We start from the raw sequence: 21,622 nt of genomic DNA, 5'->3' as shown, positions 1-21,622 counted from the left end.
GTAAAATTTTTTGATATAATGACAACGATGGACATTTGTTAGAAGTAGAAAGAAAGGAAGATTTGATGAACATTGGAATGATGCATTTTAGAACTGGAGAAACAGACGGTGTATCATTAGAAATGGATAAATGGCGTTATGTATTAGAGAAACAGGGGCATCATGTAATCTACATAGCTGGTAGTGGTCATCCAACTGACCAAAACTTACGTATTATCCAAGAACTACATTATAAAAATCCTATTAACGATCACATAGTTAATAAAGCCTATGCAGATTATGATCCTGATTATAAGGCAGAGAAGCTAAAAAATGAAATAGACGAGTATGCATATGTTATTGAAGAAAAACTGATAAATATTATTGAAGATGAAAAAATTGATGTTCTCATTCCTAATAATGTATTATCCTTAGGATGGAATGTGGGTGCCGGTATGGCCACAGCAAAAGCTATTCAGAAGACAGGTATTCAAGCTATTGCTCATCACCATGATTTTCACTGGGAAAGAGAATTATACTCATCACCTAACTATGAGTTCATCGGTGATATGTTAGAAACATATTTTCCACCAAGATATGAAAATTTAGATCATGTTGTTATTAATGGTATAGCCAAAGGGGAGTTGAAAAAGCGTTATGGCATTGACGCGACGATTGTTCCTAATGTTTTTGACTTTGAAGGCATGTCTTTGGAACAAGATACCTATAATGTGGATATGAAAGAAGCTTTAGAAATTCCGAAGAATGCAGTGATATTCCTACAAGCTACAAGAATTGTAGAAAGAAAAGGTATAGAGTTAGCTATAGATGTCATCTCTAAGATGAATGAAGAAAAGCATAAAATTATGGGTAAAACACTTTATAATGGTCAAAGGATTACAGAGGAAACGGAGTTTCTTTTAGTCTTTGCAGGTTTAAATGAAAGTGAAGACTATTACAGTAAATTACTTAAACATGCAGAGTTAAAAGGGGTTCAAGTACTGAATATTAACAACCGTATTGATCATGTTCGTAAAGAAAGAAATCAAAAAAAGATTTACTCTTTATGGGATGCATACTTATTGGCTGATTTCATTACATACCCAAGTCTATTAGAAGGTTTTGGTAATCAGTTTTTAGAAGCTATATTTGCTAAGAAACCTCTAATACTTTATGAGTATCCTGTATTTGAGGATTATATAAAGGGATTTGGATTTGAATATGTATCCTTAGGAAATGAGCATCATCAAAAGGAGAATGCTTTAGTAACAGTAAGTAGTGATGTAGTTAATAAATGTGCTGATGAGGTTATCAATACACTGCTTCAAAGCCAGACTTACAAAAACATGATTCAAAAGAATTATCAAATTTGTAAGGAGTATTTTTCTTACGGCACATTAGAAAACTTAGTAGCATCACTAGTTAAGTAATAATGATATGACTATCCTTATGGAAATCATATAAATCAATTAAGGGAATACTTAAAGTAAATTTAAATAAGATTCCTAAATGGGAGGTATTATAATGAAAAAAATCGTATCTATTTTATTGGTATGCATGTTAGCTTTAACAGCTTTTGCGGGATGTACCAGTGAAGAACCAGAGAAGGTTAAAGAAACTACTGAAGAAAAAGCAACAAATACTGATAAAGGTGAAGAAAAGGCAGAACAAGAAGCAAAAGAACCAACAGAAATTCGTTTCCAAATAGTTTGGGATGTTAACTCAGGTAGAGGCCAAAACATTCAAACTGTTGTAGATACTTTCAATGAGTCACAAAATGATGTTACTGTATCTTTAATTACAGGTACAAGTGATGACAAACAATTAATCACAAGCTTATTAAGTGATGATGTGCCAGAAGTTATTCAAATGGGAGTAAAAAACACTAAGACTATTGGTGCAGAAGGGCTATTAAAAGAACTTAATGATTTCGAAGATACATACAAGGATATCTTCTATCCAGAGCTTATTGAATTCTTCAAATATGATGGAGCTTTATACGGTGCACCATGGATTGGTCACACGATTGAGCTAGTATACAATGAAGATTTATTAAAGGAAGCAGGTCTTGAAAGAGCTCCAGAAACTTGGGATGAAGTAATGGAATATAGTCAAATTATTGAAGAAAAAACTGATGCAACTGGTCTTGGTATAGCTGGTATGCAACACAATGATGCTATCTGGATGAGTACACCAATCATTATGTCATACGGTGGAAAGTTTATTGATGTTGTAGATGGTAAAGAAGTAATGGCTATTAATACACCAGAAGGTATTAAAGGGTTAGAAATGTATCAAGCATTTGCATCCATGTATCCAGGTGCTGCTGAAAAAAACGGTGGTAATGTAATGGAAGACTTTAGAAACCAAAAAATTGCCATGGAATTCCAAGGTCCTTGGGGTGTAACAGATATCTGGAAAAATGGCAATCCATTTGTTGTAGGCGCTACATTAATGCCAGCAGGTCCTGCAGGTCGTTTTGTAGATGGTGGACCATATGCATTATCTATTCCAGCTACACTTGAAGGCGAAAAATATGATGCAGCTTTAACTTTTATGAACTACTTACAAGATACAACTGCTCAAGAGATGATTATGAATGGCGAGTATGATGAGAATACTGACGCTTACTACCCATATCGTGTTCCAATGCGTAAGGATATGGCAAACTCTAAGTACTTCCAAGAGAATCCTCAATTCTTAGTATATGTTAAAGGTTTGGAGTTCGTAATCGACTCTTTCCCAACACCAGGTTTTAACCAAGTTGCTAACGAAGTTATCACAGTTGAACTTAATAAATTAGCTTCAGGAGCTACAACACCTGAAGAAGCGGCTAAAGTCATCGAAGAAAAAGGTAATGAAATATTACGCGCCTTCTACGGCGATTAAGAAAGGAAAGAAGGGATAACATGAAATCAATGATCTCAAAGCTAAAATCTCATGGGTGGGGATATCTTTTCTTACTCCCCGCCCTCCTTATTATGGTTCTGTTTAATTTTTATCCTATTATATGGTCTTTTATTGTCAGCTTCAATAAGACAAAAGCTATAGAAATTAAGCAGGCAGGTTTATTTGATATACCAGGTAAGTTTGTTGCCTTAGATAATTACATGCAAGTATTAAAGAATGATCTCTTTATTAAATCCATAGGAAATACGGCTTATTTTGCTATTATTTTTATTCCCCTTACTTTAATTCTTTCCCTTTTGTTAGCTGTATATATTAATAAGAAATTCCGTGGAGTTAATTTCTTTAGAACCGTACTATTTATTCCTTATATAATATCCGTCATAAGTTCCAGTTTAATTTTTTTGGCACTTTTTAATTCAGAATCAGGATTTATAAATGCCGTATTGAAACAGTTTAATATAGATGGTCCTAATTGGTTATCTAATGAATGGTTAGCTATGCCGGTCATCGCTATTATGAGTATATGGCGTCGAGTAGGTTACTTTATGCTCATGTATCTCGCAGGACTTCAGAATATACCAACTTCATTATATGAAGTTGCCGAAATAGATGGAGCTACACCTTTCCAACGCTTTAGATATATTGTTGTTCCATTACTATCCAATATAACCATCGTTATTTTTGTCCTACTTCTTCGTGATGTATTAACAGTTTTCCAAGAAGTTTACGTCATGACAGGCGGTGGACCAGGTAATTCAACGGTTACTGTACCATTCCTTATTTATAATGAAGCCTTTAATTACTTACGCTATGGTACAGCAGCAGCTATGAGTTATATTCTTTTCATGATTACTGTTGTAGTAGTCATATTCCAAAACAAGTTTACAAAGAAAAAGCACAGTACACGCTAGGAGGTGGAAGAAATGGGTCAGTCAAAATCAAGAGGAAAAACTATTACTAATTATGTGCTTATGGCAGTTATATTACTGATTTTTACAATTCCTTTATATTGGTTAGTCATCGGTAGTGTTAAAACCAACATGGAGTTTAATCAGGTACCACCAACTTTTTGGCCAAAGCAGTTTGAGTTAGGAAACTACTTAACAGCATGGAAGCAATTAGACTTTAAAACAGCATTTATTAATTCCAGTATCGTTACAGTAGTGTGTACTGTTTTAAATATCATAACTGGGGTATTAGCCGGCTATGTTCTATCAAAAAAGAATGTCTTTGGAGGTAAGCTTATTCTGGGTATGATCATTGCTACCTTAATCGTACCACCTGCTGTGTTATTGCTACCTCTATATTTCATTATTACTAAGATGGGCATGTACGACTCGCTGATTGCCTTAGTGTTACCATTTGCAGCTAATGCCTATACCATCTACTTCATGAAACAATACATTGATGACATTCCAAATGAACTCTTTGAAGCTGCAAGTATTGATGGGATTGGTGAGGTAGGTATGATGATGAAAATTGTATTCCCGCTTATCACACCAGCGTTAGCTACAGTAGGTCTTATCAACTTTGTCGGAAACTGGAATTCCTTTACGATGCCACTGGTATTGTTACGCTCTGATGAGAAATTTACTTTACCATTAAAGCAAGCTTTATTGGCGAATGCAACGGATGTGAATGAATGGCCTCTGATCTTAGCGGCTACAGTATTATCCATTATTCCTGTGTTGATTGTGTTCATTGGATCACAAAAGATGTTTGTTAAAGGGATTATGGAGGGAGCTGTAAAAGGATAAGGTGGGAGAGCATGTAAGGGGATCTATTGCGCCAGCTGGAAAGACGTCCATGTCTTAGACAGCTGGGTTCGACATCCTTGTCTCACTGCTCCATAGACCCCCTTACATGCTCTTTGTATGTGGAAAGTAAGGATCTATTGCGCTGGCTGGAAAGACGTCCGTGTCTTAGACAGCCAGGTTCGCCCTCCATGGCTCACTGCTCCATAGAACCCCTTACATGCTCTCCGTATTATGAAGAAGGGTTTTATAGTTTTAGCTACAAATACGTACTTGTCTCAAAGTAGCTTCAACAGTTGGAATTTTAAAAAGAACCCTTTAATAGCTTTTAGTGGTAAAGATGAGGTAAAAGATAAAAATAAATTTAGATAAAAAGACTTGAAGTTGAACGAGAAGAAAGGAAAGACTTATGGAAAAGATTAGACAACGCTTAGGATTTTTATACCCGGATAATGGGGATCAGATTTATAATGATGTGATGGCTTTAATAGATTGCCGTGGACAGGGTCAAGTGGTAAAGAAGACTTTTGTGGATGAAAAGGATATTATGTTGATAACCTATGGGGATTCAATTATAAATGAAGGGGAGATGCCATTAGGTACATTAAAAAAATTCCTCAATCAGTATGGTGAAAATACTGTATCGGCAGTTCACCTTCTACCTATGTTTCCTTACACATCAGATGATGGGTTTTCGGTAGTGGATTATAAGGCTATTAGTCCTGAATTAGGTGGTTGGAGTGAAGTGGAAGCGCTAGCTGATGACTTTAATCTCATGTTTGATGCTGTCATTAATCACTCTTCTAAGTCCAGTTCTTGGTTTAAAGGATTTCTAAGTGAGGATGAAGCTTATAAAGAGCATTATATAGAAGCAAACCCAGAATTGGATTATAGTACGGTGACGCGACCAAGAGCATTACCGCTTTTAACACCTTTTAAAACAAATGAAGGAACAAAGCATATTTGGACCACTTTCAGTGCTGATCAAGTGGATTTAAACTTTAAAAGCCCTAGGGTATTAATGGATGTATTAGATGTATTGGTTACATATGCTGAAAAGGGTGCTAGATTTATTCGTCTAGATGCTATTGGTTTTGCTTGGAAAGAGATAGGCACTACATGCATTCACCTCGAACAAACCCATGAACTAATCAAGTTATTCAGAGATGTTCTTGATGCATGTGTACCAGGGACTATATTGATTACAGAAACAAATGTACCTCACAAAGAAAACATTAGCTATTTTGGTAGTGGATTTGACGAAGCTCAATTGGTTTATCAGTTTCCACTACCACCACTTGTCTATTACTCATTTATTGTTGGAAGCACTAATAAACTAATGGAATGGTTAAAGACCATTGATACACCTTCTAATGCGACAACGTACTTTAACTTTTTAGCATCCCATGATGGAATTGGCGTTCGTCCAACTGAAGGTATATTGACAGATGAAGAACGAGGCTTATTAGTATCAACTACTTTAGAAAATGGTGGACGAGTAAGTTATAAAGATAATGGAGATGGTACCCAATCACCTTATGAGTTAAACATTAGCTACGTTAACGCTATATCTGGTTGTGAAACTAAAGAAGAATTCAAAATACGCAAATTTATTGCGTCGCAAGGTATTCTTCTATCATTAGCAGGTGTTCCCGGCATTTATGTTCACAGTCTTCTAGGATCAACTAACTGGTATGAAGGTGTTGAAGAGTCTGGCATCAATCGCCGTATTAATCGTGAGAAACTCAATTACCAGAAGCTTTTAGATGAATTAGAGACAGATCCATTAAGAAAAGGTATCTTTGAAAACTATAAAAAACTAATTAAGATTAGAAAAAATCAATCAGGTTTCCATCCTCTAGCTGAACAGACAGTACTTGAACTGGATGATCATTGTTTTTCAATAAAAAGACATAATAAAGAAACCAATGAAACCATAATCGTTGTTATTAACGTAAGTTCACAGGCAGTCAATCTTCATAATACAAGTCTTGAAGGAGTGGAATTACTAAGTGGAGAAACGATACATGGTGATCTGCATTTAGAACCATTTGATGTATGTTGGATAAGAACAAATTAATATAATATAATATATGTCTCCTTAAACAAGTATATATTAAAGAAAAGGGAGCAAGAATAGTAGTCTATTTTTGCTTCCTTTATAATATTCATACAATTAACAATGTTCATGTGTATTGTGTGGATAACTTCTCAAATTATTATTTAATCATCTAAAAAAACTTCATGAGGAGGTAGTTCTGGGAATGGCGCTGTTGGTAAAGTTTGATACCAATAAGCTATTGAAGCAAAATCATCTTCTCGAGGTAAGAAAGTTGATTTACCATTATCATCTGTTACCCAACCTAAATCTTGAATGGTTACTTTTAGTTCTTCTTCAAATCGAATAGGGTCCATAATATGCCAGCGATAAAGACTATAACGCTGCTGGATTTCATAGGTTCCATCGGGATATATAATCTGAGGCATGCCCATAAAAGGTGTAGAATAAGGGGCATACTTGCCTTGCACATCCCAGTTATAAGCCCCACCAAAATAATCTTCTAATCCAGTTCCACAGATAGTTGGATACTCTTCATCATCATCTAAATAAAACTTGATCTCTCCTTCACCCCACCAACGGCTTGAACGATTAAGACCGACATAGAGAGCTGTACCTATATAATGACCTTTACCAGATACTCCATCAAGAATGGTGTGAACATCCTTATATTTAACAGGTCGTGATAAACGATATTGGGCATGAAAATAAGCTGCATTGTCTGGGATATCGGTTAATGTATAATTGACCTGATAATAACAAACTTTATCCACAGATGTTCGATTCTCAAGTGTCATACGACAGTGTTTTCTAAAAGGCATTTCAAAAAAACAATTCAACCCTTGGTTAGGATTAACGACGACAGGTAATGAGTTAACTTGGTAGAAGGCATTACCATGGTAGTGTGATTTATTAGTATTCCATCCACATAGGAAGAAGTCTGATAAAGGACATTCTACTGAAGGCTGTTCTTGATGATCCCAGTAGATCCTTAAGATTAGACCTTTGTCTAATAAGCCAGCCATCCACATACTTTGTATTGCTCCTGGTCCATCAATATTAGCTAATGTATATGTCGTTCCACTATTGATGACTACACTGGGTGATACTTTCCAGCTTTTTCCCAAGGGATAAGCAGGGCACTCTTTATCAGGTATTGCTTTAGCACCATTACCTTTGGAGCCATCCATATTTTCGGCGCTGATAGAACGGGTTTTGGCTTTAGATAATAGTGAAAGGTTACCAAGATGCATATTTAATCCATTAAAATCACTCATAGATATTCTCCTTTTAATATGTATTTGATATAATTATAGTAGGATAAGAGAAATTTGTATTTACCCTGAGTTGTCGTAAATTTAACTATTATTGCTATAGATGCAGTTCTAGAGAATCAAATTAAATCAAATAATGAAGTGATAGATTTCAAACTACTTGAGTATATGGGGGATGAAGATGGATATTAGACAATTCTCGCCTTACATTCGTGTTGCAATGGATAGCTCTATTAATCAACCATGGCAGTTAAAAGAACGGGTCATCTTTGATTATGAATTGCAATTTATTAAGGAAGGGCAAGTGGAAATAACAATAGAAGATAAAGTTTATCATGGACAACCTGGTGATCTTTTCTTCTATCAGCCTAAACAACATCATACTATGAAGATAATAGGTGATGAACCATTACGGCAACCTCATTTACACTTTGATTTCATTCAACAGTCCGATAGTGATGAAGTTAAAATTAACTTTAGACCTTTGGAGGAGTTGGAGAGGTTAGAGCTTTGTTACTTTAGAGAGAATATAAGTAATAGTTTTGGAATAGAAATGCCATCGTATATACATCTAAAGGACCCCCAATTCTTCGAGAAGATTTTATTCGAAATGATAGCGGTATATCGTGAGCAACCGCCCTTTTATGAATGTGAATTAAAAGGCTTGTTTATTAAAATGTGGACATACCTGTGTAGAGAAGTCTATCTACAAAAGGAAATGGATTTACGTATCAATATGCAAAGACTAGAAGAAGTCAAAACGTATATATTATGTCATAGTGAAGACAACATAACACTGGACCAGCTGGCTCAAACTGTGGGCTTAAGCCCTTATTATCTCATACGACTATTTAAAAAAGCCTATGGCTTATCACCGCTACAGTATCATCAACAAGAACGTATTCGAAGAGCAAAAGAGATGCTCTTATATTCTAACCATAATGTTTCCGAAGTTGCAGAAATATTAGGTTATAGTAGTTTACATAGTTTTAGTAGAGCCTTTAAGAAAGTAGAAGGGATATCACCATCTATGTATGCAAAAAAATAAATTTATATTATAAATGGTTATGTTATATAAAATGGAAGAAGTAAAAATATCTTAATAAATGTAAAGAATTATGATTCCTCATTACTAAGTAATCTTTTACAATTAGAATATGTTTAGCAATTAACGCATGCGATCTAAACAACTATTAAATTAGGGGGAAACATTAATATGATGAAAAAGCTAATGGCATTTCTACTCTGTTTAACATTAGTATTCAATATAGTAGGTTGCAGTTCTTCGGATGAGCCAGAACCTACTTCTGGTACAGATTCTAGTAGTGAGACGAAGGATAAAGTAAATAACACAACTGAAAAAGAAGAGGCAGATAAAGTGGAAGAAGTAGTCATTAAATTTCCACATTATAAAACAGGAAATAATGTAGGAGCTAAGTTTTTCTTGCCTCAAATTGATCGTTTTAATGATAAGTATAAAGGTCAATACCGTTTAGAAGTGGAAGAGATTGTTCAAGATGCGTATGGTGATAAAATAAAACTTTTATATCAAAGCAATAAGTTACCACCAATGTATGAGTCCCCTGATAGAGACTTCTTGGAAATTATAAAAGATAACCATACATATGTTGACTTAAAGCCTTATATTGATGCGAATCCAGAGTTTGGCTCAACACTTATAGAAGAATCTATTGCTTATAATACTACAGATTCTGGTGAGATCGTCAGTTTACCATATTCATATGTACGTTTAATCGGAGCTTATTATAACAAAGAAATCTTTTCAGAAGCGGGTATCAATACTTTCCCACAAAGTTGGGAAGATTTCTATGCTGCTTGTGATGCTATTCAATCAGAGACAGGAAAAGCGCCTTTAGCTCTCATGACTGGTGAAAATGCGTGGACTTTGATGCTTTTGACATCATCTTATATGGCATCGATGCCTGAAGGAAAAGACATATTAAAAGCTCAAGAGATGGTTTATGATTATAATACAGCTTTTTGGAATGATACCTTTACATTTGTACAGAATATGCTTCAAAACTATAGTACTACATCTGCTTTAGGTGCAGGTTATTCTACAGCTGCAAATGATTTCTTTAGTGAGAGTACAGCATTTATTGCTAATGGACCATGGATGATAGGGGATTTCAGTAATCCTGATAAAGTAGGAGATGGCTTTAAGGATAAGGTAGGAGCAACTATTTATCCTGGTGGTATTGGGTTAGGAGATGCATCAGGTTCTTGGTACATTATTTCTAATAAAGCCTCACAAGAAGAGGTAGAAGGACTCATTGAATACTTTAAATTCCTTTACTCTCCTGATGAGTTAAATGCTTTCTTAGCAGCAGAAGGTGGTTTTGCTCCACATGTTCCAATGCCAGAGGAGACATTGAAGCAATTGGACCCAGTATTAGCGGAACTCAATGTCAGTCTAGAAAAAAATATGACAGATACTGTTCCTACAATCTTTGCAGTTATTCCAAAACCTGTTGAAGAAGAGATGACTAAGAATTTGCCACTACTCTATAGTGGGGATATGACACCAGTAGAGTTCTGTGAGAAGTTAACTTTAACGGCTCAAAAGTTTAATAAATAATGAAAAACAGAATATCAGTAGAAATTTAAGAGCAAATGGACAGGTGAGTCATATTCATCTGTCCGCTTTTAACAGAACTTATGTAGCAGAATAAAGGATGATGCTACGATCATCTTATTGCTAAAATGTATAGTGAGAGGGTTGACAATGAAAAATTACAATAAATCATGGATCTACATATTCATACTCCCTACTTTGGTTATCTTTCTTATGTTTTATCTCATTCCCATCATAACTGTTTTTATAACAGGCTTTACAGACTGGAATGGCTTTGATTCACCTACTTTTATAGGCTTTGAAAATTATGAACTGATGTTAACATATGATGATACTTTTTTAGTAGCCTTAGTCAATTTATTAAAATGGTCCCTCGTTGCTGTTAGTGTTCATGTACCTTTTGGAGCATTAGTGGCTTTTGTCTTGTATAAGAAACCTTTTGGATGGCGTTTTACACGAGGTGTCTTTATGATTCCTAATATCATTTCTATATCTGCTTGGGCTATTATCTATCGTTTCATATTTAATGATGACATTGGATTGCTGAATAACTTCGTAAGGTTAATAGGGGCTGAGAATTTTCATGTCAATTGGCTCTTTGACCCTAGATATGCTTTCTCAGCCATTACACTGACTTGGGTATTTTATGCTGTCATCGTTACCTTATTAGTTTTGAACGACTTAATGGCTATTCCGAAGGAATTACATGAGGCAGCGTATATAGACGGTGCCACGGATATGGATATACATGTGCGGATTAATTTACCTTTAGTAAAGAATGCAATTGCTACATCGATTATTTTATCGATTGTTTCTAGGATTACTATGTTTGAAGTTATATATTTAACAACAAAAGGTGGACCTGGTAATAGCACTTATAATATATCACTTATGTTATTTGAGGGTATCATTAATTATGAATACGGTTATGCCAATGCTGTTTCTACAATCATGATAATACTAGGTGTAGGTGTTTTGGTCATAATCAATAAACTTTTTAAACTTAATAAGGCTACTGGAAATTAAGGGGGGATGATAATGAAGTATATAAAGAAAATACTCAGTTGGCTTGGGATTTATAGTGTTATGATCTTTACGGTGGTCGTTTCTATCATACCCCTGATTTGGGTAATTATATCGTCTCTTAAATCCAACAAAGAAATTTTAGGGAGTCCTTTTAGTTTACCTACTGGATTAGATCTTTCAGCTTATATCAATGTGATTGAGACTACCAACTTAATGCTGTATTTTAAAAATTCAATGGTTGTAACCCTAACATCTACAATCATCGCATTGTTTATTTATGCCTTGGCAGCATATGTCTTTGCTAAGTTTGACTTTAAAGGCAAGAATAGTTTGTTTATTTTATTTTCCATAACATTATTAATACCAGGTCATGCAAGAGCTCAACCTATATTTGCTTTAATCAATAATCTCAATTTATACGATACTTTGAGTGGATTAACTTTAGTATATATATCCGGAGGGCTGGCGGTAACGCTTTTTATTTTAAAAGCAACTTTCATGAGTATACCGAGAGAGTTAGATGAGGCAGCCATCATTGATTCTGCAAGCTTTTGGCAAGTTTTCACCAAAATTAATCTACCTTTGGCTAAATCCGGATTAGCAACAGGTGGTATATTGATGTTCTTAGGAAATTGGAACGAATTCTACTACGGTGCTATGTTACTTTCAGCAGAGAGTAAGCGAACCTTACCTGTATCTTTACAGTTTTTTAATGAACAGTTCTCTTACAATTACACAGAATTATTTGCAGCTATTACATTAGCAACCTTACCAAGTGTAATATTGTATTTATGCGTACAAGAGCAGGTTCAACAGAGTATTGCATCCAGTGGTGTAAAAGGATAGAGGGGAAACGATGATACGTTATAAAGATTTGAGCATTCGAAAGAAACTGGTTTATTTATATGGTACATTAGTGATTTTGCTTGTTGGTCTCAATTTCATCTTCTTTCATATAGCTATTAATTCGTATAAAGAAAACATGATTGCGTCCACAAAATTAGTAAATGATCAAGTGATCAATAATTTAGAAGCCTTCTTTAGTAATCTTTCCAAAACCACTAACATTCCTTATTATGATTATAACCGAAACAATACTATTGCAAAAAAGTACAATGGTATCAGCTCCAATCAGTTAGATAAGGTTAATGAATTAGATTACAGTGATACATACGACTTTTTTAATAAGCTTTTTTCTATTTATAATTACCTAGAATCTATCTATATGTACCAATTTGATGATGGGGTGGTGTTTAGAGAAGGGTATAATTATTATAAAGATAGTAGATACATGTTAGAAGAGGAAGAGTGGTATGATAAAGTGATTACAGCTAATGGAGAGGAAGTTTTCATCGGTATACATGAAAATGAACAGCTTTATCCAGAGGGAGCACCAGTGGTTTCTGTAGCGAGATTACTGAAAAAGACTTATACGAATGATCATGTCGGCATAATTGTCATCAACATGTACCCGGATAAATTAGATCAAATTGTTAAACAAGTGAACACCGCATTTAATTTACATCATATGATTATTGATGAGAATAATCGAGTTATCTATAGTGATAATGAAAACTTGATTGGGGAAGCAGTAGATCATAATCTTGTTAATAAAGGTTACAGTAGTGTTAATTATGAGAAAGTCAATTATCAAGGAGAAGACTCTATCCTTATTTATGGTGAATCAAAGTATACAGGTTGGCAAGTTGTAAGTGTTATTGCTGAGGATGAGCTTTTTAAAGATATTAATAGTGTATTACTGCTAATATTATGGGTAGATGTTATTTTAGTGGCCATTGGCATGCTTAGTGCACTTCTGATTGCACAAAGTTTTTACAGCCCAATAAAAACCCTAGATACATCTATGCGTTTAGTTGAAGAAGGGGATTTTAAAGCTTTTGTGGAAAATGATAGTCAAGATGAAATCGGTCATTTAAGCCAAACTTTTAATCATATGATTCAGCAGGTTGAATCCTTGATAGAACAGAGGACAAATGAAGCGGAAGAAAAGCGTGTTGCAGAATTAAATGCTCTTCAATCTCAAATTAATCCTCACTTTATGTACAATACATTAAATGTCATCAAATGGATGGCAAAAATGCAAGGTGCTGAAAACATCACTCAAAGCCTAGACCAATTTATTCATCTGTTGAATTTTTGTGCTAAAACCAAAGTAGAATTTATCACTATAGGTGAAGAAATACGCTTTATTGAGAGCTATGTAGGATTGTTAAGATTACGGTACTATAACCGGTTTGATATTATTGTTGATATTGATGAAAAGATTTATGATTATTATATGATCAAGTTCTTGCTACAACCCTTTGTTGAAAATGCCATTTTTCATGGTTTAACAGGTTCTAACAATAACTATTATTTAAAAATAATAGCTGATCTTATGGAGGATGCCATTGTCTTCAAAGTGATTGATAATGGGATTGGTATAGACGAATACACAGTCGAAGATATCATGAAGGGAGAACATAAGCAAAAGAGCATGAATGCTATTGGTATTAGAAATGTTCTGGATAGAATTAAACTACATCATGGAGACAACTATGGAGTGAAGATTGAAAGTATTCTAGGTGAAGGAACTGCTATTACTATTCGAATTCCGATTATAAAAAATGTAGTAGATGAGGAGTGAGATTGTGCGTGTATTAATTGTTGACGATGAGGATTTTTTTCGAGTTTCTTTTAAAAGCATTATTAAGTGGGAGCATTTTAATATTGAAGAAATAGTTGAAGCTCAAAATGGGAAAGAGGCCATTGAGAAAATAAAAGAAGAATCTTTTGATCTGATTTTTTTAGATATAAAAATGCCTAAATGCGATGGTATCGAAGTACTACAGTTTATGAAATATCATGATATACATATGAAAGTTATCGTTTTAAGTAGTTACACGGAATATGAATATGTCCGTGAAGCCATGAAACTCGGTGCTATTGATTATGTACACAAACCCATTATGAATGAAGAGATGATTCAACATCTTCTCAATTCAATATTAGGTAATAAGCAAAAGAATAAAGGAAAAAGTCAAAGCAGTCAACAAGAATATCAGCAAAGTAAACCACATACTCTTCAACGTCTATTATTGGAAAGGGATATGAATGTCAGTCAATGTAGTGATACACTAGCATTTAAGGAGCAAAAGATATTTTGTTATATTTTCTCAATTGATCAGTTTCAAATTGTTTTGAGTCGGTATAAAACTTATCAACAGTATCTATTAGAACAAGCTGTCGATAATATTCTACACGACTTTGTTCTCCGTGAAAATGAAATGGAATACGTGATACTTTCTGAAAATAGGTATTGCATTATTCAATCTTTTAGCGAATTAAAGAGTGAACACCAAATGCATCAGGCTCAGCTACGAATAATCAATAAGATTAAAGATGCATTTAAATTATTCTTAAATGTGACGGTATCAGTAGGTATAAGCCAGATACATGATAGTTACAAAGAGCTACATGATGCTTATTGCGAAGCAGTGAATGCTAAATCAATTAAATTTTATACAAAAGGGAATGCAATCATTTATAGTCATCAGCTTAAGGGAATGCAAGAATGTAGGGGAGAAATGGTAGAACTTCTTCATACATACTATGAATGTATGCAAAAAGATCAATGGGATAGGTGTATCACATTGATAGAAAGTCTTTATAAAGAAGAGGAATCCTATAAAAAGGTTGAGGATGAATACTTACTTTTTAAAGAACTTTATTACATTACAAAAAATAAACTCAATGAGCTTAAGGATAAAAACATATATAACGAAAAGGATTTCTTTAAGATTGAAGAAGTTATGGAAAAAGAGAATCGGTATGAATTACAAGATTTATTTCTAATGAAGTTGAAGCAAATGAAAAGTATTGTTACAGCCAGTATGTCAACACATCATAGTAAGATTAATAAAGCAATTCATTTTATACAGAATTATTATAGGCAAGATATTACCCTCAAAGATGTTGCAGACTTTGTTGAGCTTAATAGCAGTTATTTGAGCCGTGTATTCAAAGCAAACATGGGAATGTCCATTACCCATTATATTAATCTCTGCAAGATTGAGAAGGCAGAAGAGTTATTAAGAGATAGCAATCTTAAAATATATGAAATTGCTGATGAAGTAGGATTTATTCATGTACAGTATTTTAATAATGTATTCAAGAAATTTAAAGGCCGTTCCCCATTAGAATATCGTAATTTTAATAACATGGAAAAGAGTTAAAGATCATAAATGAAGAAAGGTGAATGTAATGAATAATTGGATAATTGAGTTTGATCATTATGATAGTGATAATAATGGACAAGAAGAAACTTTATTTACATTAGCCAATGGATATCGAGGACTTCGAGGTATTCAAGAATTTTCGAGAATTAGTCAAGATGGAAATTATTTAGCAGGGATTTTTAACAAAGGTGAAGCATTAGTTAAGGAACTAGTGAACAGTCCAAATCCCTATGGTATGAAACTGTATATTGATAACCAACTCCTAAATATGGATACATGTCAAATTAAGAATTATAGTAGGCAATTGAATATGCAATGGGGAATAGAAACCCTTAGATTTACTGCTGAATTATCAGATGGTAAAGAGGTAGCTATAGAACGGGAAAGGTTTATTAGTCGAAAGGATGTACATCTTTGGGCGGCGAGGTATAAGGTACAGTCTCTTAATTTTGATGGGAAGCTTGTTGTTGAGAGTTATATTGATGGTAGCGTAACGAATTGTAAACAAGAACCTCACTTTAGGGTAAAACATACAGAGGTTAAAAGAATGGAAGATTTACATAGAGGCATAGCCCTCCTTAGTGAGACAACTGATGATGACATAGGTATAACAGAAGTGACAGGGTTAGATTTTCAACCTAAAGGTACAAGAATAAAAGTCACAAAATTCTGTGAAATGATCCGAGAATTGTATCTACTAGATGTAGAAGAGGGAAAAACATATAACATCTATAAATATGGGACTACTTACCACGCCTATGATGACTCTAATCACTTCCAAAAAGCAATCGATAGTTTCTATAGATTCTATGGATCTTATGAAAAGGTGTTGGTGAAGCATAAAATAGCCATGGAAGCATTCTGGGCAAAGAGCGATATAAGAATTAGCGGGAATGATGCAGCACAAAAAGGAATTCGTTTTAATCTCTTTCATCTTTCAGGTTGTGCTTATGAAAGTAATGGAAGGGTAAGTATAGGAGCAAAAGGGTTACATGGAGAAGGTTATAAGGGGCACGTTTTCTGGGATACTGAAATCTTCATGCTCCCGTTTTTTATCTACAGTCAACCTGAGGTGGCTAGAGATTTATTGAAATATCGGTATAATACCTTAAAGGGTGCTAGAGAAAATGCTATAATTGATGGCTACAAGGGATCAAGATATCCCTGGGAGGCAGCAGACACCGGTTGCGAGGAAACACCTAAGTGGTTGTTAGGTCCTACTGGTGAAATGATTCGCTGTTATACAGGCGATGAAGAATATCATATCAATGCAGATATTGCTTATAGTATTAAAACCTATTATGATGCAACAGGTGATGAGGAATTTATGCTTGATTATGGTTATGAGATGATTCTAGAGACAGCAAATTTTTGGGAAAGCCGTTTAGAGTACAATAATAAAGAAGATCGCTATGAGATTACTACGGTTATAGGTCCAGATGAGTTCCACGAGCATGTTGATAACAATGTATATACTAATTACTTTGCTAAATGGAATTTGGAGCTAGGTATTTGGGCAGTAACGGTATTAAAAGAAAAGAATTATAAGAAATATTGTGAATTAGAGCGGCGTTTACAGTTATCTGAGGAGCTCTATATACAATGGGAGAAAAAAAGCCAAAAAATATATATTCCCAAAAAAGAAGGCGAAAAACTTATTGAACAGTTTCAAGGGTATTTTGACCTGAATGATATACCTATCCGTGAAAGAACGGAACAAGGGATGCCGATTTGGCCTAAGGAAGTTCCAAAAGGCATTGGTGTAGGGGAAACACAGCTCATAAAACAACCGGACGTCATAATGCTGATGCTCCTGTTAGAGGATGAATTTGATGAAGAAATGAAGCATATCAATTATAGATATTATGAAAAGCGAACTATGCATAAATCATCATTAAGTCCCAGTATGTATTCAATTATGGGATTACGTTTAGGCTATAGAGATATGGCTTATGATTACCTGATGAAAACACTTATGGTGGATTTGGGAGATAATCAAGGCAATGCAGAACATGGGTTACATGCAGCTTCTACTGGTGGAGCTTGGCAAAGTTTAATCTTCGGTTTTGGTGGAGTACGTATCAAAAATGGTGAACTTCATATCAATCCATGGCTACCAGAGCACTGGCAAGAGATAGCCTTTCAGATATTCTGGAAGGGTGAGGTTATACAGGTATCTGTTAGTAGCCAAAGGATAAAGATTACATCTCAAGGAAAAACAAATATATGGGTTAATGGCGAAGAGTTAAACTTGGGTCCAATGGATCAGCAGGAATTGAAGTTAGCTTAAAAAAAAGCACCATTAGGTAGAAAGCCCTAATGGTGCATTATGTGTTACTTTTACTCCACTATAAACTCACTAGAATAACCTTCATACTGATAGATACCTGTAATACTCTTATAAGCACCGTTGTGCTTAACACGATAGGTACCTAAGAGAGCATCATCAGGAATAGTCCATTCTATAATGGATTCTGATGTACCGGCTATGACGGAACGCCTTTTCCAGTGATATTTTGTATCCCAGTCCCAATCATATGCAATAGTTATCCATTTATCCCCATCTTTATACTGCACTTCTAAGAAACTGTTGCCAGTTCTTAAATCATTTCTAGGATGACCAGACCAGAAACTGGCAGTCACCGTATCACCTTTGTGATAGCTAGTTTCCACATCCGTCTTCAAATCTCCAAAGTCCCTGGCAATTGGTAAGCCATCATAAAGTACACCTGTTTCAAAAGTAACTTGTTCATCACTTAAATCCGGTGGATGCGGTCCTGAGGGTACAGTACTGCCTTCAACAATAGATGTAGCTAATTGATAAAATTGCTGAAGATAGCCTGATAGAGTCCACTTACCAAATTGAGTTGATGCACCTTCATAATGCTGAGCATCATATTCTTCAGGGGTGGTGAGGTAGCTGGTATAAGAATTGGAATGCCCTGAAACAACAGCAGTATAATAATCACCTGTTAATTCTAGGAAAGCTTCTTCAACGGCATTTTTCAATCGACGACCAGACATAGTCGTAACTTCAGCTGGCACGCCAAGAATTGCAAAATCCCCGATTGTGAATAGTTGTACTGGAATAATCTGAGGTGTCCAAGGGTCTGGTTCAGCCTTACAAGTTGCAAAAAGAATAGGTTTTGGGTAATGAAGTTCCCAGAGTTCAGGATATCTAGCACCATTAATTTGATTAAATTTGGGTGCTAGATTGAGAAGTCCTTGAACGTTATCAATATAATTATCTGCACTGTCCAATCCATATTCAGGTTGTGTCATGCCTTCATAAAAACCAGGTAAATCTGTTGGGTTATCTTCTGCGCCTCTAGCAAAAGAGTATCCCATACAACCAGGATAGGTATAGCGTTCTTCACCATCAGCATATTCAGGCGCAATGGTCAGGTTAGAAAAGTCGACATATTGATGACGAAAAGCAATGGGACCAGTTAAGCGCTTGGTTGCAGTATCTGAAAGTTCTTTGGCTTTTTCGTATTGAATGCGACCAGCTTCGTAGGTACTCTCGAAATCATCATCCCCATAACCCGTTGGTCCTCCAAATATATTTGGAGAAGAATCACCACAATTACTCTGAGCAAAGGCAGCTACAAATGTCTTACTAGACAAATAATCTGTGCCCATTTCTTTTTCATAGAGATAAGAAGCAGTCCCTTTATTATCACTAGAAATTAACAGATTATCAACACCCATTGAAGTTGGATGTACACCAAACCAGTTTAGAATGCCTAGCAAATCATCATCAGCATTTTTAAAATTCAATACATACATGTTTTTATCAACATTATACTCATAAAGAGCTTTTTCTTCTTCTGGATTCATCTCATAGGCTTCAGGGGAACGATTAATGTTGGTATCCAAACATTGACCCATATTGAACTCGATGTACCCAGGTTCTAAGTTATTATGAGCTTTGACAATGGATTCATAAATACCATTAACAATGCAATCATAATTTTCTTCAATAAAACCGAAAGTGGAGACGTTGTACAAACCATAATGTGAGTATCCACCAGGACCGCTATGGGTATGGGTAGCGTTAATCATAATGTTCTGATCCCTATACAGATGTCCGTACCCGTTATCCGATAATTTATTGACTACACCATCTTTTACAGATTGAAAAGCCATACCTAAGTCTGTACTTACATAGACAATACGTTCATCCGTATTTTGATCAACTACGACGAAAGAACGGGCTCTTTGACGTAAATGAATACCTCTATTAGATTGATTGGAATCCGCATAACCCATCATAACAATTTCTGCAGATGGACCAGTAATATCGTGGATACCGGCACCAACAAGGTATTCCATGTCTGATGATTCAGCAAACGCAAGTGAGGGCAATAGTGTAACGAGTAATAAGAGCATGCAAAGTAGAGAAATAACTTTTTTCATATAAAAAACCTCCTCCATATCAAATCGTTATAAGGCATAAAACTAGTACAACCCTACACTAATTCATATGAAAGAGATTATTCACATAGAACCAACCAATGAAATTTTAACGATCTAATATGCTCACTATAGACGCAATCAGTATCCGCATACGTAACTTATAACGCAGGCTGAAGGTAGTATCGAGCTCACTTGGTACTAATAGACCACTCTAGTAAATGACTTAACAGACGCTCTACACTTATTTACCTCTAAGAAGGACAAGGTATGTATGTCAAGTGATACATGGACGTATCACGCGAACCATTTAACACAGGACGTGTTACTGGTTCGAAGAATACATGTCTTGTCCTTCGCACTACCCTAGGGATACATCCAAAATCATCATCACAGTAAACCCTAACATTACCCCAATCGTTGCTACATCAGTCTTTCTATCAAGTTGTGCTTCAGGAATAAGTTCCTCAACCACTACGTAAATCATAGCACCAGCTGCAAAAGCTAACGCATAAGGTAAAAGAGCTTGCATAGAGATAACAGCTACGGCACCAATTAATCCAGCAATAGGTTCAACCATACCAGATGCTTGCCCATAAAGGAAACTTTTGGTACGACTCATACCTTCACGTCTTAAAGGAACAGAAACAGCCGCACCTTCTGGGAAGTTTTGAATACCGATACCGATGGCTAAAGCGACAGCACCTGCTAATGAAGCAGAAGGAATACCCGCTGCCAATGCACCAAAGGCAACCCCTACAGCTAAACCTTCTGGAATGTTGTGTAGTGTTATAGCAAGAACCAATAGGACACTTCGATGCCAACTTGTTTCCACACCTTCTTTTTCTTCTTCTGGATAACCAAGATGAAGATGAGGAAGAGTTTTATCAATAAGATATAATACAGCTCCTCCAAGTAGGAAACCAACAGCGGCAGGAATCCATGCTGACTTTCCAGCAGCTTCGGCCATATCAATAGCAGGCGCTAATAAAGACCAGAAGCTTGCTGCAATCATGACACCAGCAGCAAAACCTAACATTAAATTTAAGACATTTCGATTAATCTTTTTAAAGAAGAACACTAAACCTGCACCTAAAGCAGTTAAAAACCAAGTAAAAAGTGTTGCTAGTACAGCTTGTAATATAGGGTTCTGTATTGAAAACCAACTAAAAAACTCAGAAAACATAATTATCCCTCCCAATTGTTTATATAATAGTCTATCCAAGTAATAATTTTTCAAGTGTTACTTAGTACTTGTTCATAGGATAGCCATTAATTATAGAAATCATTTTTCATTCTAATCGTTATTCTATATTAAGCTATCTTTAATACTTGGTAAAAAAGCATTATGTACAAGTATTTATTATTAA

Annotated in this window: 15 protein-coding genes; 12 read left to right on the top strand and 3 right to left on the bottom strand. The window is 35.1% G+C overall.

Annotation, left to right across the window (positions count from 1 at the left end; genetic code table 11):
• Window positions 1-65 precede the first annotated feature (65 nt).
• The 5 genes from C1Y58_RS15135 (at window position 66) to C1Y58_RS15115 (ending at window position 6,723) form a co-directional block, all read left to right on the top strand.
• Window positions 66-1,409 carry a glycosyltransferase family 4 protein gene (locus C1Y58_RS15135; RefSeq protein ID WP_170311609.1) on the top strand — a complete coding sequence of 448 codons (1,344 nt, stop codon included), beginning with the start codon at window positions 66-68 and terminating at the stop codon, window positions 1,407-1,409.
• Window positions 1,410-1,503: 94 nt separating this feature from the next.
• Window positions 1,504-2,868 carry an extracellular solute-binding protein gene (locus tag C1Y58_RS15130; protein ID WP_157950118.1) on the top strand — a complete coding sequence of 455 codons (1,365 nt, stop codon included), beginning with the start codon at window positions 1,504-1,506 and terminating at the stop codon, window positions 2,866-2,868.
• 20 nt (window positions 2,869-2,888) lie between these two features.
• Complete coding sequence (locus C1Y58_RS15125) at window positions 2,889-3,800, top strand: carbohydrate ABC transporter permease (protein WP_105616920.1); 912 nt, start codon at window positions 2,889-2,891, stop codon at window positions 3,798-3,800.
• A gap of 12 nt (window positions 3,801-3,812) precedes the next feature.
• Window positions 3,813-4,646: a carbohydrate ABC transporter permease gene (locus C1Y58_RS15120; protein WP_105616919.1), complete on the top strand. Its 834-nt coding sequence runs from the start codon at window positions 3,813-3,815 to the stop codon at window positions 4,644-4,646.
• Between the two features lie 406 nt (window positions 4,647-5,052).
• The gene (locus C1Y58_RS15115) at window positions 5,053-6,723 is read left to right on the top strand and encodes an alpha-amylase family glycosyl hydrolase (RefSeq protein ID WP_105616918.1); all 1,671 of its coding nucleotides are present in this window, start codon (window positions 5,053-5,055) and stop codon (window positions 6,721-6,723) included.
• 143 nt (window positions 6,724-6,866) lie between these two features.
• On the opposite strand, the gene C1Y58_RS15110 is transcribed toward C1Y58_RS15115, so the two are convergent.
• Complete coding sequence (locus C1Y58_RS15110) at window positions 6,867-7,979, bottom strand: glycoside hydrolase family 172 protein (protein WP_105616917.1); 1,113 nt, start codon at window positions 7,977-7,979, stop codon at window positions 6,867-6,869.
• Between the two features lie 178 nt (window positions 7,980-8,157).
• On the opposite strand from C1Y58_RS15110, the gene C1Y58_RS15105 reads away from it, so the two are divergent.
• From C1Y58_RS15105 to C1Y58_RS15075, 7 genes are all read left to right on the top strand, one after another.
• Entirely contained in the window at window positions 8,158-9,024 is an 867-nt protein-coding gene (locus tag C1Y58_RS15105; RefSeq protein ID WP_170311608.1) for a helix-turn-helix transcriptional regulator, read from the top strand.
• A 168-nt stretch (window positions 9,025-9,192) separates the two neighbouring features.
• Entirely contained in the window at window positions 9,193-10,575 is a 1,383-nt protein-coding gene (locus C1Y58_RS15100) for an ABC transporter substrate-binding protein (protein ID WP_105616915.1), read from the top strand.
• A gap of 147 nt (window positions 10,576-10,722) precedes the next feature.
• The gene (locus C1Y58_RS15095) at window positions 10,723-11,598 is read left to right on the top strand and encodes a carbohydrate ABC transporter permease (protein WP_105616914.1); all 876 of its coding nucleotides are present in this window, start codon (window positions 10,723-10,725) and stop codon (window positions 11,596-11,598) included.
• Window positions 11,599-11,610: 12 nt separating this feature from the next.
• On the top strand, window positions 11,611-12,444 hold the full coding sequence (locus C1Y58_RS15090; protein ID WP_105616913.1) for a carbohydrate ABC transporter permease: 834 nt from the start codon (window positions 11,611-11,613) through the stop codon (window positions 12,442-12,444).
• A gap of 10 nt (window positions 12,445-12,454) precedes the next feature.
• Complete coding sequence (locus C1Y58_RS15085) at window positions 12,455-14,245, top strand: cache domain-containing sensor histidine kinase (RefSeq protein WP_105616912.1); 1,791 nt, start codon at window positions 12,455-12,457, stop codon at window positions 14,243-14,245.
• Window positions 14,246-14,249: 4 nt separating this feature from the next.
• A complete protein-coding gene (locus tag C1Y58_RS15080; RefSeq protein ID WP_170311607.1) occupies window positions 14,250-15,833 on the top strand; it encodes a response regulator transcription factor in 1,584 nt (527 codons plus the stop codon).
• 28 nt (window positions 15,834-15,861) lie between these two features.
• Complete coding sequence (locus C1Y58_RS15075; protein WP_105616910.1) at window positions 15,862-18,126, top strand: glycoside hydrolase family 65 protein; 2,265 nt, start codon at window positions 15,862-15,864, stop codon at window positions 18,124-18,126.
• Window positions 18,127-18,176: 50 nt separating this feature from the next.
• On the opposite strand, the gene C1Y58_RS15070 is transcribed toward C1Y58_RS15075, so the two are convergent.
• Window positions 18,177-20,255, bottom strand: a complete 2,079-nt coding sequence (locus tag C1Y58_RS15070; protein WP_170311606.1) for a neutral/alkaline ceramidase — start codon at window positions 20,253-20,255, stop codon at window positions 18,177-18,179.
• 358 nt (window positions 20,256-20,613) lie between these two features.
• Window positions 20,614-21,438: a ZIP family metal transporter gene (locus C1Y58_RS15065; protein WP_105616908.1), complete on the bottom strand. Its 825-nt coding sequence runs from the start codon at window positions 21,436-21,438 to the stop codon at window positions 20,614-20,616.
• Window positions 21,439-21,622: the final 184 nt, after the last annotated feature.

The organism is Vallitalea okinawensis (assembly GCF_002964605.1).
GTDB classification, from domain to species: Bacteria; Bacillota; Clostridia; order Lachnospirales; family PQDH01; genus Vallitalea_A; species Vallitalea_A okinawensis.
Note: the sequence above shows the minus strand (reverse complement) of the source record. Positions and strands in the feature narration are given on the sequence as shown.

Bases quoted from the DNA above. Each gene is read 5' to 3' on its own strand.
- C1Y58_RS15135 (WP_170311609.1), top strand. From the start codon at position 66: ATGAACATTGGAATGATGCATTTTAGAACTGGAGAAACAGACGGTGTA.
- C1Y58_RS15130 (WP_157950118.1), top strand. From the start codon at position 1,504: ATGAAAAAAATCGTATCTATTTTATTGGTATGCATGTTAGCTTTAACA.
- C1Y58_RS15125 (WP_105616920.1), top strand. From the start codon at position 2,889: ATGAAATCAATGATCTCAAAGCTAAAATCTCATGGGTGGGGATATCTT.
- C1Y58_RS15120 (WP_105616919.1), top strand. From the start codon at position 3,813: ATGGGTCAGTCAAAATCAAGAGGAAAAACTATTACTAATTATGTGCTT.
- C1Y58_RS15115 (WP_105616918.1), top strand. From the start codon at position 5,053: ATGGAAAAGATTAGACAACGCTTAGGATTTTTATACCCGGATAATGGG.
- C1Y58_RS15110 (WP_105616917.1), bottom strand. From the start codon at position 7,979: ATGAGTGATTTTAATGGATTAAATATGCATCTTGGTAACCTTTCACTA.
- C1Y58_RS15105 (WP_170311608.1), top strand. From the start codon at position 8,158: ATGGATATTAGACAATTCTCGCCTTACATTCGTGTTGCAATGGATAGC.
- C1Y58_RS15100 (WP_105616915.1), top strand. From the start codon at position 9,193: ATGATGAAAAAGCTAATGGCATTTCTACTCTGTTTAACATTAGTATTC.
- C1Y58_RS15095 (WP_105616914.1), top strand. From the start codon at position 10,723: ATGAAAAATTACAATAAATCATGGATCTACATATTCATACTCCCTACT.
- C1Y58_RS15090 (WP_105616913.1), top strand. From the start codon at position 11,611: ATGAAGTATATAAAGAAAATACTCAGTTGGCTTGGGATTTATAGTGTT.
- C1Y58_RS15085 (WP_105616912.1), top strand. From the start codon at position 12,455: ATGATACGTTATAAAGATTTGAGCATTCGAAAGAAACTGGTTTATTTA.
- C1Y58_RS15075 (WP_105616910.1), top strand. From the start codon at position 15,862: ATGAATAATTGGATAATTGAGTTTGATCATTATGATAGTGATAATAAT.
- C1Y58_RS15070 (WP_170311606.1), bottom strand. From the start codon at position 20,255: ATGAAAAAAGTTATTTCTCTACTTTGCATGCTCTTATTACTCGTTACA.
- C1Y58_RS15065 (WP_105616908.1), bottom strand. From the start codon at position 21,438: ATGTTTTCTGAGTTTTTTAGTTGGTTTTCAATACAGAACCCTATATTA.